This is a genomic window from Maridesulfovibrio sp. (assembly GCF_965230075.1).
Classification (GTDB): domain Bacteria; phylum Desulfobacterota; class Desulfovibrionia; order Desulfovibrionales; family Desulfovibrionaceae; genus Maridesulfovibrio.
Map to the genome: position 1 here is coordinate 1,425,569 of NZ_OZ245945.1, position 14,201 is coordinate 1,439,769.

The 14,201-nt window shown below is 51.5% G+C and carries 4 protein-coding genes; all 4 read right to left on the reverse strand.

Annotation, left to right across the window (positions count from 1 at the left end; genetic code table 11):
• Positions 1–2: 2 nt before the first annotated feature.
• The 4 genes from ACO05Z_RS06540 to ACO05Z_RS06555 are packed head-to-tail and all read right to left on the reverse strand — an operon-like array spanning position 3 to position 14,188.
• Complete coding sequence (locus tag ACO05Z_RS06540) at positions 3–4,376, reverse strand: thioester reductase domain-containing protein (protein ID WP_421901352.1); 4,374 nt, start codon at positions 4,374–4,376, stop codon at positions 3–5.
• Positions 4,373–7,504, reverse strand: a complete 3,132-nt coding sequence (locus tag ACO05Z_RS06545) for a beta-ketoacyl synthase N-terminal-like domain-containing protein (RefSeq protein ID WP_421901353.1) — start codon at positions 7,502–7,504, stop codon at positions 4,373–4,375. Before ACO05Z_RS06545 ends, ACO05Z_RS06540 begins: the two co-directional genes overlap by 4 nt.
• A 16-nt stretch (positions 7,505–7,520) precedes the next feature.
• Positions 7,521–10,889 (reverse strand): non-ribosomal peptide synthetase, encoded by a 3,369-nt coding sequence (locus tag ACO05Z_RS06550; protein ID WP_421901354.1) that lies wholly within the window; start codon positions 10,887–10,889, stop codon positions 7,521–7,523.
• A complete protein-coding gene (locus tag ACO05Z_RS06555) occupies positions 10,889–14,188 on the reverse strand; it encodes a non-ribosomal peptide synthetase (RefSeq protein WP_421901355.1) in 3,300 nt (1,099 codons plus the stop codon). The genes ACO05Z_RS06550 and ACO05Z_RS06555 overlap by 1 nt, the downstream gene beginning before the upstream one ends.
• Between the last annotated feature and the right edge of the window lie 13 nt (positions 14,189–14,201).

Here is a 14,201-nt window from a genome sequence, read left to right on the forward strand (position 1 = left end):
GTTTATTGTGCCGGTTCAAGCCAGCCCTGCTTGACCATGTGGTCCAGATAGCCCTGAAAAAGATCTTCGGATACCGGATTGATTTCGCAGTTTAATTGTTTCAGTGTCATATTAGTGGCATCGCAGCCCATGGTCAGGGATGTGTTTGCGTCATAGCCGTCATCATTGATCATGGACAGCAGGATTCGGACATTGCCATCCACTTTTTCAGGACTAAGATTTCTCAAGTGCTCGGCCCATTTTTCGGAGCTTGTCATTGTGATGTTGTAGCCTGCGTTGCTCAGGTATTTGTGGATGGTTTCCCAAGGCAGCTTTCGCGGGCTGTTCATGTGAAAGGCTCGACCATAGGAGTCCTTTTGTGATGCCAGAGTCACTACGGCCATGGCGGCTTCATCCACGGGCACAAGATCAATTACCCTTTTGCTTTGCGGTATAAGTCCAGTCTGGGTGAAAACCCTTACCAGACGCCAGTAAATTTCGTCCGTGTCGCAGTAGAGGCTGTCAGCATCACCACCCACTGTGGTCATGCGGTAAATGGCTACAGGCAGTCCCCGTTCTCCGGCACGGCGGATCATGTGGTCTGCTACCCAGCGGCTTAGGATGTATCCGGTTTGGATGCCGGTGCAGGTTGCGAAAGGATCGTCTTCCTGTACTGGGTTTGTTTCGTGGGCTCTGGTCACGAAATCGACAATGGAAGTGCTGCCTATGTAGTGCATCGGGATACTTCCTTCGCAGGCTAGCCGCAGCACCTCTCGTGTTCCCAGTACATTGCTTGGACGCAGTACCGTATAGCTTTGGGCCAGATTAACATGGAATCCGCTATGAACGATGATATCCGTTTCATTTGCCAGATTGTCCCACTGATTCTGTTGGAGTCCCAAGTTGGGTTTATCCAGAGCAGCACTGATCACAGACAATCTTTCAGAGTATGACTCCTTCCAGCAGCCTGCTTCCTTGAGTTTGTTTTGCAGGCTTGCCATACCTTCATCCGGGCTTTCGCAGGTTTCCATGCATTTGATGTGCAGGTCCCCCCGTTTGAGCAGAGTGCCCAGAATCCAAAGCCCTATGAAACCGGGGGCTCCGGTAACGAGTACATGTTGTCCGGGACTGAGTGCCGGAACAGGGGGCGGGAAGTTTTTCGGTTTCAAATCATCGGCCAGTGTCCTGTCTTCCATTGCTTGTGGAATTTCAGGAAGACTGTGCTGTCCCTGATCTACTGAGACGATGAATTCGGCCATGTCTTTGAGAACCGGATAAGCATATAAGTCTTTAATGGCTACAGACCTTTTAAGTGACTTGCGTAGATTGAAGGCCAGCTGAGTGATGGAAAGAGAATCTCCGCCCAGCTCAAAGAAATTGGCTTCGCGATGTGGGATGCTTTGTCCCAGAGTCTTTTTCCAGATTTCGGCCAGTTCGGTTTCCAGTTTTCCCTGAAATAAACCGTCTTCGACAGAATTTTGTGTGAAGGCTTCCGGCAGTGCCCGAAGATGAATCTTGCCGGACGGTGTGGTGGGCCATTCACGAATGAAGATAATTGCGTGGGGTTGCATGGCCTTGGAAAGGTTATTCTTGAGGTGTTCATGAATATCCTTGCGCAGAGAGTCCTGAATATCTTTATCAGACTCAGCGGTCTGGACATAAGCAGCTATGCGTTGTTGTTTGTTGTGTTCCGGGGTAACAACAACAGCTTCCAACACACTAGGGTGACTCATGAGGGCTTCCCGTATTTCCAGAGGCTCGATGCGTACTCCGCGTATTTTACATTGGCTGTCAGCGCGCCCTGCAAAGTGGATACGATTATCCTTATCCAGCCAGACCCGGTCGCCGGTGGCAAACCAGATTTCGTGTGGAGAGTCGAAGGGCATAAACTCAGCGCATATGAACGCTTTGCCGGTTGCTTCGGGATTATGGTTGTAGCCTGAGGCCAGATTCTGGCCTGCGATGTACAACTCACCTTCCTTTCCTTTGGGAACCGGTATCCGGTTTTCGTCAAGGATCACCGCTGCGGTATTGGCAATTGGCTGCCCAATGGGGACAGCATCTTTTGCATCAGTCGAGACTTCATGCCATGTGGCATCACCCATGACTTCTGTGGAGCCATAGAGGTTGAAGATTTGCACATGGGGGAGTGACTTTCTGGTTTTGTTTACCAGTTCCGGTCCCAAAGGTTCGCCGCTACAGGTCAGGTATTTCAAGTCCGGCAAATGTCCTTGAAGATCGTTGGCAGTGATATGTATGGCGTTGAGCAAGGAGGGAACTACTATTAGCCGGGTGACTTTGTGTTTCTCCAAAATATCCAACAGTTGTTGTGGATCACGGGAGGCGTCAGGGCTGGACAGCACCAGCGGTACTCCCTGTAGAATGGCTCCGAAAGTTTCCCAGAGGAAGTCTACAAAGGCTGGTGATGTCTTCTGGCAGGCCCGTTCCCCCGGTTGCCATGGAAGCTCTTCCCACATCCAGTGCAGTCTGTTTCCCAAAGCCCTGTATGAAAGTGTGATTCCTTTTTGGAGTCCTGTGGACCCTGAGGTATGCAGCATGCATGCCCGCTTCTCCGGGGTCAGATTTGGGACAGGAAGAATATCAACCCCGGCGTAGTCACTTCGAAGTTGATCGATATAGACAGTGTTTATGTTCAACTTTTGGTCGATGAGTTCTGTTACGGGAGTCCTGTGTTCCGGGGAGGTAAGAATGCAGTCGGCTTTAGCCCGTTGTACAAGTTTAGCCACCTGTCCCGGAGGATAGGAGGTCGGCATCGGCGTCCAGGCTGCGCCTAATTGCCAGACACCGAACATCGCAGCCACGAGATCAAGTCCTGCATCCATGCGCAGGACAACAAGGTCACCTGCCCGGACGTTATTCTCTTGCAGACCCATGGCAATGTTTTGTGCTTTTCTCAGAAGCTCCCGGTAGGAAATCCGTTCTGTGTCTCCCGGTATGATGAGTGCTTTATCTCCTCCTTTTTCCTTTGCAAGCGCTACCAGTTTTTCCCATGGATTCAGCAGGGGATATGAAGCTTCCCGTCCTTGTATTGTTTGGTTGGAATCGGCATGCAGGGTGAAGTAGTCGAGCAGGGTGCCGTAAAAATTCTCAGTGAGGAAAAGCAGAGCCTGACGCATGGCTGCAAGCAGTTCCGCTACAGCCGGAGATCCGAATTCGTCTTTGTTGTATTGAAGGTTGAGGCGTAGTTTTTTACCGGGAAAACCTACCAGTGTCAGGGGATAGCTTGTTTTTTCGAAGCTGCTGACATCATTGAAGGTGAATCCGAGATGTGTGGTGTCGGCTTCTGCCATGGGCATATTTTCGAATACTGCCAGAGTTTCCAGAAATGGTTCATCCGGTTTGGCACATAAGCTGCGGATGCTGTTGAGAGGCAGATGGTCGTGTTCAGATGCTTCAGCCAGATAGTCCTGTATGGAATGGAGCCATTTTTCAATATTTGTATCTCCCGTGCAGTCCAGATGCAGGGGAAGTATGTTTAGGAGTAAACCGAAAGTTTCTTCAATACCGGGAACTTCAGCAGGACGGGAAGCCACGGTGACGCCGGTAAGTATCTTTCGTTTGCCGCAATACTGCGCCAGCACCAGAGACCACGCTCCCAGAAACAGAGTATTGAGAGTCACGCCTACACGGTTTGCGCTGTTGCTCACCGCTTCTGTTTCCTGCGCGGATAATGATATAGTTTGTGCGGCGTATGTTTCAGCCGTATCCACAGACCGTTTTTTTTGAAGTTCTGACAGCGGCATGCATGGGGATACGTTTTCCAGCTGTTCCGCCCACCATTTAAGTGATTCTTCTTTCGGTTTGGCGGCTACGTGGTCAGCGTATTCTTTAAGCGATGGCGCTTCCGGGAGTTCTGCTGCTCCATATTGTAAAATCTGTTCGTATACCGCAATAAATTCGCTCAGGACAATGCCGATAGACCAGCCGTCGGCAATGATGTGATGCAGAGTCAGTGTCATTCTGAAACGGTTCTTGCCGAGTTCATGCAGGGCAATGCGGATAAGCGGTGCTTTGGAGAGGGGGAACCCTTTTCTGCTATCCGCTGCCAGGAAATCCCGGAGATGTTCATCCTGCGCTGTCTCATTCAGGTGAGCGATGGATTCATGGGTAAATGGTAGCTCCACCTGTGTTTGAATGACTTGATATGGTTTTTCCAGTCCTTCCCAGTGGAATGAGGTCCGCAGGGCAGGGTGCCGTTGAACAATTGCCTCCCATGCTTTTTGGCAGATTCTGGCGTCCATGCGTCCTTGTCCGTGCAGGCTGTATTGCTGAATATATTCCGAGCTTTCCGGGGCCTGTATGGCGTGGAAGAGCATTCCCTGCTGGAGGGGTGTGGGAGCAAATATTTTTTGTATGCCTTTTGGGGTTTTGGTCATTGATATACTCCTGTAGCGGCAAAAATGGCCTCAAGATCGGTTTGGGATATTTCGGATTCATCAAAATTCGAAGAGTCCTTTTGGCTGTTTGGTTTTGCCCCGGCTGTGTCTTCAGGGGCGGAGAGCTCCTGATTCTCGGCTATAATGTTGCACAAGGCGGCGATGGTTTTGGCTTTGAACACATCCTTGATGCTGAAGGTCATGCCGTGGTCCGCAGCCATACGCACCATGCGCAGTACGTGCATGGAGTTACCGCCCAATTCGATGAAGTTGTCCTGAGTACCGACAGGTTCGATTAGCAGTAGGTCTTCCCAGATCGTAGCCAGCAGCATTTCCTGAGTGGTGGAAGGGGCTACATAGCTGTCTGGGTTCGGTCTGGGTTGTTTTCGGATTCCACCGTAAGTCTGTGCTGGGGCTTCCTTTTGAATGTCTTCTGCAGGAAGGAATTGCGGTGTTGCGATCACATCACTGTGCATGCTTTCAATCCAGTGTTTCTGGCGTTCAAAGGCATAGCCGGGCAAAGGAATTTTACTGCCGGTTTTTATGGCTGGGCAGTTATCCCAATCCGGGGAGCCGCCTGAAACCCAGACTTTACCCAGAATTTCCAGAATTGAACCTGATTCATCTTCGCCCCGTCCTCCCAGAGCAGGGACAGCTATACCTTCGGCTTCCATTTCCTGACTGGCGAATGTGCACAACACTTTGCCGGGGCCGATTTCAACTCCAATGCATGGTTGTGCGAACAGAGTCTGCAGGCAGTCGGAAAAGCGTACTGTGTTGCGCAACTGGCTTACCCAGTATTCCGGTGTCCCCATTTTTTCTCCGGCCCATGTCCCGGTGAGGTTGCTGACTACAGGTATTTGCGGTGCCTGCATGGGTACGGTTTGGAGCACGTTTCTGAATGAATCCAGCACACCGTCCATGAATGAAGAATGGAAGGCATGGGATGTTTTGAGCATGGTGGCATGTTCTCCCGCTTCGTTCAGAGTTGAGGCGCAGGCCAGCAGGTCATGTTCATGTCCGGAGATAACGCAGGTCTGGCTTGTATTTACCACTGCAACCTCCACTGCGTTGCGCAGTGCTGAGGGCAGCATGGAAAGGCTTTCTTCACCTATGGTCAGGGCAAGCATTTTTCCTGCGGGTGCCATTTGCATTAATTTACCGCGTGCCACCACCAGCTTTGCAGCATCTTCTTCGGAAAAGACTCCAGCCAGACATGCGGCGCTATATTCACCTATGCTGTGACCGAGCAGATATTCCGGCTCAAGGCCGTTTTTCATGAGCAGACGTGCTAAAGAATATTCCAAAGTAAAGAGCAGGGGCTGAGTAACTTCTGTGCTGGTAATGTGCTCAGCGGCTGTTTTGTCTTTGTTCCAGCAGGCTTTCATCAGAGCGTTTAGGTCTGGGCCGCAGTGCTTTTGTATGAGTGCGGCGGTATGGTCGAAAAGTGTTTTAAATTCTGGTTCATTTTTGTAGAGGCGTCTGCCCATCTCCGGGTGCTGTGATCCCTGTCCTGAGAATATAAAAGCAGTCTTGCGTTTTTCGCCCTGAGCGACCAAGCGGGGTGGGGATAGCTTGTTCAACAGGGCAACTCTTGCCTCTTCGATTGTTGCGGCTACAACAGCTCTTCGTGCCGGAAGTTTTGCGCGTCCGTGAAGCAGGGTGTGCGCAATATCCTGTGGTACGTCTTTTGATAATTCAAGATGCTCAGCTAAATTCTCCTGCGTCCTGAAAAGTCCGGTCGTATCATGTCCGGAAAGCAGGAAAAGGTGTGCGTCTTTATGCTCATTTTGCGGTTCCGGTTGTTGAGGAGGACCCTGAAGTACTGCATGAACATTGGTTCCGCCAACTCCGAAGGCACTTACGCTTCCCAGTCTTGCATTGCTTTCTTCGGGCAGAGGAGTTCTTGTTGAGCGAACTTCGAAGGGGGCCATGCTCGCACCAAACAGCGGGTTGTGCTGTTTAAAGTTGGCAGTGCCCGGGACATAGCCATGGTGTAAGCTTAATACGGTCTTGATAAAACCGGCCAGCCCAGCTGTAGCATCCAGATGGCCTATGTTGCTTTTGACCGATCCCAGAAGGATAGAGTGTCCTGCTGGCGAACTGTTTTGGGCAGTTTCCACATAGGCCTGATGCAGGGCTGCGACTTCAATGGGGTCACCCATGGGGGTGGCTGTGCCGTGTCCTTCAATGAAATCCATGTCCCACGGGTCAATTCCTGAAAGATGCAGGGCCTCGGCAATGACCGCAGCCTGTGCATTAACGCTGGGGGCTGTGAATCCGACCTTGTCATTGCCATCGTTATTGATTGCAGTGGAGCGGATCACAGCCATAATGTGATCGTTGTCTTCTTGAGCATCAGCCAAACGCTTGAGGAGTACTGTGGCTACACCGGAACCGAATATTGTTCCTTTGCCTTCTGCGTCATAAGGGCGGCAGCAGCCGTCTGGGGAGCGCATGCCGCCTTCCAGATACATGTAGCCCAGCGGTTCTCCGAGCAGGGTTGCTGATGCAACCAGCGCCCTATCGCATTCCCCGGCCAGCAGGGACTGACAGGCCACATGCAGACTGCTCAAGGAAGAGGAGCAGGCGGTCTGCACCGTCATGGCGGGGCCGCGTAGTCCCAGTTTGTAGGCCAGTCGTGTTGCCGGATAGTCCTTGTCGTTGCCCAGCAGGGCCTCCGTCATATCCAGCCTTCCGGCCATGACGTGCCCGTACAGGTTTGAGAGCAGATAGGAACTCATGCTGCAACTGGCATAGACTCCGGTGATGGTTTCCTGAGTGTCGGCAGGAACATGCCCTGCATTTTCGAATGCTTTCCAACCGTATTCGAGCAGCAAACGTTGCTGTGGGTCGGTTATTGCTGCTTCATGAGGTGAAATACCGAAAAAGTCTGCATCAAAGTATTCGTATCCGTTGATTGCGCTGCACTTAGGTACATACTGTGGATCTTTGCTGTAGGCGGCATGTATGCTTTGTTCCAGATCGCTTTCATCCAGAGTGGTCATACTTTGCCGTCCGGCTTGCAGATTCTCCCAGAACCGGTCAATATTTTCTGCTCCCGGAAACCGTGCAGCCATGCCGATAACCGCGATGCAGGAATCCGTATAGTCGTATATCTTTTTCATTTGTTTTCTCAGCTGTTTATGATCTGAATCTTGTTCGTGCTTTTCGTTGTTGCTGTATTGTGTTTTGCCGTGCAGTACGTCGCGTTGTCGGTCGCGACATTGCTGCGTCCTTATTTTCATTGTCGAGCCATGACGCCATACTTTCCACGGTTGGGTTTTGGAACAATGCGGTCAGCGGGAATTTCCTTTTCAGCGCGCGTTGCAGCTGTTCGTGAACGCTGACAATCAGTAGAGATGTCCCGCCTACTTCAAAGAAGTTGTCGCGGACTCCGATTCCGCCTATTTCCAGCGTTGATTTCCAGATATTCAGAATCTCCGATTGAATGGGCGTGGTTTGTATTTTCTCGGAGCTACGAAACATGGTCTCCGGCTTGGGCAACTCCCGTGTACTGATTTTACCGGAGGGAGTTCTCGGCCATTCTGATACGGGGATAAACATATCCGGAACCATGGCCGCAGGGAGTTTATCGTGCATGTGGGGGCGCAGTTCCCCGGCTAGTTCCGGCGGGGAGTATTTCCTGTCCACCGTATTGAGCAGGAGATAGGCTACCAGTCTGTTGGTGCTTTCCGGGCCGGGAAGTACCGTGACGATAGCCTCCTTAACCAGCTCGTGCTGTTCCAGAATGTTCACGATTGCTTCTGGTTCCATGCGCACTCCGCGGACCTTGAGAAGACGGTCTTTACGTCCGTGATAGTAAAGCAGCCCGTCTGCGCCTTGTGAAATCCGGTCACCCATGCAGAACCACCTGCCAGAAGGAACGTTCATGGCCGGTATCTCGGGTGTGCTGAACAGATTGTTCTTTTCACGCGCCGCACCGTGGTAGCCATGGGCCACGCTTGGTCCGCAGACATAAAGAATTCCTTCTTCACCTATAGGCACAGGACGCATGGCCTCATCCAGAACAGCCACTATGGTATTGTGAATGGGAGAGCCAATGGGGATTGCTTCTGTGTCTTGCACTGAAGCTTCATGCCATGTGGCATCCATTACTTCTGTGGAACCGTAAAGGTTGAAAATACGGATTTCAGGAAGGGCCTGACGGGTTTTCCGGACCAGCTCGGGGGAGAGGATTTCACCGCTACTTAGGATGGAACGCAGGCAGGGAAATGTTATGTTCAGCCCCTGTCCTATTTCATGCATTGCCCTCAGTAATGATGGAACAAGCACCATCTGGGTCACCCCGTGCTCGCGAGTGATGGTCAGCAGACGGTTTATATCCCGTGCCGGGTTGGGGCCTGTAAGGACCAGCGGTGTCCCGCCTAGAATTGCGCCGAATGTTTCCCAGATGAAGTCCACAAAGCAAGGCGATGTTTTTTGGCAAGCCACATCGTTTGTTTTCCACGGCAGTTCCTGCCACATCCAGCATAAACGGGTATTTATAGCTTCGTGTGAAAGGGCAATGCCTTTAGGACGACCAGTGGAACCTGAAGTGTAGAGAATGCAGGCCGTAGAATCGGCAGCAGGTTTCTGAGCCATGGAAGGCTTCGTTTTGACAGGACTATCCAGCAAACACGGAGTTATTATTTCTCCGGTTTTCCTGCTGTGTTCTTCCCACAATACGGTTTCGGTCATTACGCAGCAGGAACCGGAATCTTCAATCACCCACTGGTTCATGGATGCCGGATGGTTTGGGTCCAGAGGCACCCAGGCACAACCCTGTCGCCAGACTGCAAGCATTGCCGCAGTCTGCTGGAGTCCGGGATGAAGCATGATGGAGATGGTACTTCCGGGCTTTATGGAATGCTCTTCCAAGCGAGCTGCCATTTCCATGGCCGTCTCGTGCAGTGCGGCGTAACTTATATTTTTTGAATCTTCTCTCTTGCCGGATTCTCCGGGAACAATGAGTGCTGTTGCCGCTGCATCCTTTTCCAGCTGATCTTTAAGACGATTCCAAGGTGGCTGGAATTTGTGTTCCTGTTCTTGTCCATGAAGGATGCTCTCATTTTCATGAGGCAGGATTTCGTGGATAGGGATATCGGGGGTGTTGCTGACTATACGGCTTATCTTTTGGATTGTTTCGGCCATATCATTAGCCCTGCGGGCACTTATGATGTCTGAAGCATATACCAGATAGCAGCGCAGGCCTTCTTGTTCCGGCCAGATAAGCAGCTCCACGTCCAAGTGGGTGGTCTTCATGGGGACCAGAACGGAGCGCAGGGTCAGTCCTTCGCCGATGCTCTCTAAAGCCGGAGTGTTTTGGTAGATGAATCCAGCCTGATAGAGCGGATTTTTGTTCAGGCTGCGTTCTTCGTTTACTGCGTCGGTCAGAATTTGGAACGGTAGTTCTTCGTGTTCCATGGAACTCAGCACTGTATTGCGCAATTGTTCCAGAAGTTCGACAAAAGGCATGTTCTCGACAAGTTTATTGCGTATCACCAGATTGTTGAGGAAAAATCCAATGATTCCCTCGGTGGAAGGGTGGTTGCGTCCGGCAACCGCGCATCCTACGGCAAAGTCCGTCTGACCGGAAAAACGGGAGAGCATTAGTCCGAATACGGTCAGCCAGACCATAAACGGAGTTGCATTGTGCTTCTGGGCGAGAGTGTCCATTTTTTGGGAGACGGAAAGAGGTACGCTGAACTCAATTGTATCTCCCGCAAAGCTTTGAGTTTCGGGACGCGGAGTGTCTGTGCGCAGTTCCAGTTCCGGCATATCTTTAAGTTGCTTACTCCACCATTGGCATTCCTGCTTGAGGTATTGCGGAGTCAGGCGTTGCCGTTGCCAGAGCGCGTACTGCTCATAAGTGGCTTCAACTTTCTTCAGTCGTGGACCTTTTCCCTGTCTGAGTTCATCGTAAATTTCAAACAGCTCTTTATAGAACACAGCTACTGACCAGCCGTCGAAAATGATATGATGGAAGGTGACCAACAGAGTATGGAGCGTTTCCTGTTGCTTGATCAAAGTGCCGCGCATGAGCGGACCTTCTGCCATATCAAAACCGGTTTTCCCTTCGTACTCCATTGCCGCTGTAAGGATTTTCTTCTGTTCGTTCATTGGCTGGGTAGAAATATCCTTGTTGTGCATGGGTAAATTGTCGGCGGGCAGCAGGGTTACCGTAGGTTTTCCTGATTTATCTCCGGGATAGCAGCTACGCAGGCAGTGGTGTCTTTCGATAACTATCCGCCATGCCTCGCTCAGTGCGTTCTGATCCAGTTCTCCCGTGATTTCGAGGCAGAACGGTATGTTGTAAAATGGATTGTTCGGGGAAAGCCTGTCCATGAACCAGAGGCGTTCCTGAGCAAAGGACAGTTCCGGTTCAGTAACTGTGACTGCTTCCGGCCCGGATGCTCTTTCCTGTTCCTGTCTGTTTTCTGCCTGTGCTTTTGCAAAGCTGAGCAGTTCCTCTAATGGAAGCTCTGCCAGACCAGTTTTGTCCATATTCATTACTGGCCTCCTGCTGCAGTTTTCTGCTGCCCGGCTTGGGCTAATTGTTCCAGTAGGGCGTCTGCAAGCTCTGCAATGGTGGGGGCGGAGAAGAAGGAAGCCAGAGGGTGTCTGATAAAAAGCTTCTCTTCAATCCGCGCCAGCACCTGCATGGCTTTCAATGAATTGCCGCCCAGTTCGAAAAAGTTACTCATGGCACCGTTGATTTCCAACTCAAGGACCTCTTCCCATAATTCTTTAAGAAACATCTCCATGGCGTTGGTCGGGGCACGTTGTTCTTCCTGAATTTGTACGGCCTTATCCAATGGGGTGGATTGTAGGGCTTTTCGGTCCAGCTTGCCGTTGGCGGTAAGCGGGAATTCGTCCAGTACGAAAATTGCCTTGGGCTGCATCTGTAATGGGAGGCGGCTAAATAACCAGGTGCGTAGTTCGCGTGCATCAAGTCTCTGTTCGCCGGGGACGATGAATGCACCAAGAATTTCGCTCCCTCTTTCGCCTACAGCGCTGACCACTGCGCGCTGAACGCAGGGGTGCAGGTTGAGTTCTTTCTCCACTTCTGCCGGGTCCAAGCGATACCCGTTGATATTGAGTTGAAAATCCTTGCGACCAAGAATCTCAATTAGTCCTTCCGGACGGTAACGGCCCATGTCTCCTGTGCGGTAGATCCGTTCTTCTGTCCGGGGGTGCTTGATGAAATTCTGTGCATCAAGTTCCGGGTCGGTGTTGCTGCACATGCACAGCGGGACTCCTCCGCAATACATTTCACCGCTTACCCAGTCCGGTGCATCCTGATGCTCAGTGGTTAATATGTAGTAGCTGCTGTTATCGATAGGCTTGCCGTAAGGTATGCTGTCCCAGCCATCCGGCTTTTTGGAAGCTTCGTTCATTATGTTCCAGACGGTAGTCTCAGTGGGACCGCCAATGGAAATCAATTGCGCGTTGGGCGCCATTGCAGTCAGACGTTCCGGGAGTCCGGGATCAAGCCAGTCGCCTCCGAGAATCACCAGACGCAGGTCTGGGAGTGTTTCCCCGGAGCATTGGTTCAGCAGGTGTTCCATGAGCATGGGGACGCTGTTCCAGAAGGTTATTTTTCCTTTTTGCATGAGGTCTGCCCAGTGGCCCGGGTCCAATGCTTTGTCTTGATCCATGCACACGAGTGTGGCCCCGGAGGCTGCGGCCCCGAATATGTCGAAAACAGAGAGGTCATGGTGCAGGGCGGTCACGGCCAGAATATTGTCCGATTCATCAATATTGAAACGGTTGTTGGTGTAGAGCACCAGATTGAGCAGAGCCTTCTGTCCCACTGTGACTCCTTTGGGGGTTCCCGTGGAGCCGGATGTAAATATCATGTATGCGGGGTCGTCTTTTCGCGCCCCGCGGGGCAAAGGCAGATTTGTGTCCGGAACAAGCAGTTCATCGATATGGAAAAAAGGAGTTGCGCTGTTACTGCCTGTCTCCATGAAATTGTCTTCGGTAATGACCAGATGGGGGCGGCCTGCGCTCAGGATGCGTTGCAGTCTTGCCGTTGGACTTCCAGTATCTAACGGAAGATATGCAAATCCTGCAGCCTGAATGCCCAGAACCGCCGCCACCTGTTTCCAACCGCGCTTAAGCAGCACGCCCACTGCCGGCGTTGGGCCGGGATCGGCATGGGTCTCGCCTTTTTCCATAGTCTTTAGGATTCGTGAACCGATGGTGCGGGCGTGATTCAGCAAAGCGCTGAAGGAAATTTGTTCATTACCGCTGACTACGGCGATTTTATCCGGATGTTCGGTTGCTTTGTTTGTGAACAGCTCAAATACCGTTGTATCCGGAAGTTCCAACGGAATGTTGTTCTGATCATCACGGCGGTTAAGATGTGCTTGCGGGGCACTCGCGGGATGTTTTGCGTGCCAGATATCTTCACTGTCAGCAAACAGCTCCAGCAGCCGCATATATTCTTCGAACATGTCCTGAGTGAGTCCTTCAGGGTATGCGTCAGCTTGAGTGTCCCAGTTGATCTTGAGTCCATCGTTCAGCAGGAAGTACTGGCAGTCCAGTTGCACCTGAGGTGTTTCGCCTTTGGTGGAAAGAACCTCGCCGAAAGAATCGATAGCCTGTTCCAGTGCCTTACCTGTGGTTCGTCTGTCGGGCATGGCTGTGAAGACCACCGGCATGGCCTGAATTTCCAGTGCTCCTTTTTCGCGGGTGAGTTCGCGGAGTAAACGCAGGCCTGATACACTGCCATGTTCCAGATCGGTCCACATTCTTTGCTGCAGATTCTTTGCTCGTTCCAGAAATGTTTCTCCGGAATCAAGATTCACTTCAAGCAGGGTGAAGGAAGCAAATTCGCCTACTATGTCGGATACATCGGAATGCCAGTCCAGATTGCGATTGAAGCGTGGGAAGTTGAGTGTAAAATGCTTCATGCCGCTCCAAAGCCCGATTACTTCGCTGTAGACCGCTCCCATGAATGAGGTCAGGGACAGGCCATGATATGAGCATATACGTTGAATCGCCTTAGTCCGTTGCGGGTTGAGTGTTTGGGTGAAGGTCACAAAGCCTTTTGAGCCCGTAACAGCTGATTTTTTTTTAGCCGGAGGACGGGGCAGGGCCGGTGGAGGCGGTAGAGTTGTCAGCTTATCCTGCCAGTAGGCCAGATCATTTTTGTACGTTTCACTTTGCTCAAATTTTTCAAGGGCCAGAACATAATCCCGGAAGCGTAGGTTCAGGTCGGGAAGAGCTGTTTCCGGATCGCGATACAATGTTGCCAGATCTTCAAAAATTATCTGGAAACTGCGACCGTCAAAGCACCACATATCCCATTTGAAATGCAGGTGTCCGTCATTCGGACCGGAAGTGGCGCTGAACCGGAACTGGCTCTGGGGCCATTTTTCCAGATCGGCTACAGTTTCCTGCATTTCCAGAGCAATCACTTCGAGTCTTTTCTTTTGTTCTTCGGGATTGAATCCGGTCAGGTTTTCATATTTCACTTCCATGGCAGGGGCGTTTTCCAAAACCCGTTGCTGCCCGTCTCCGTGAATGACGCAACGCAGCATATCGTGACGGTGCACCAGCAGGTTGAGGGCCTTGGTGAAGCGGTTGCGGTCAAAGTCTCGACAGCGGAATTCCAGATACATCTGCATTCCGGTGCCGCCCTGAAGTTCATTGCTCCTGCCGATCCAGTAGGCCTGTTGCAGGTCGGTGAGAGGAAAGGGCTTGTACCTGTCTTCTGCTGAAGGGGTTAGATGGTTCTGCTCTTTTTCGGGAGCAAGGATTTTATTGAGTTGAGCTTTGGTAAAAGTGAATTTTTTAGTCATGGTTTCCTCATGG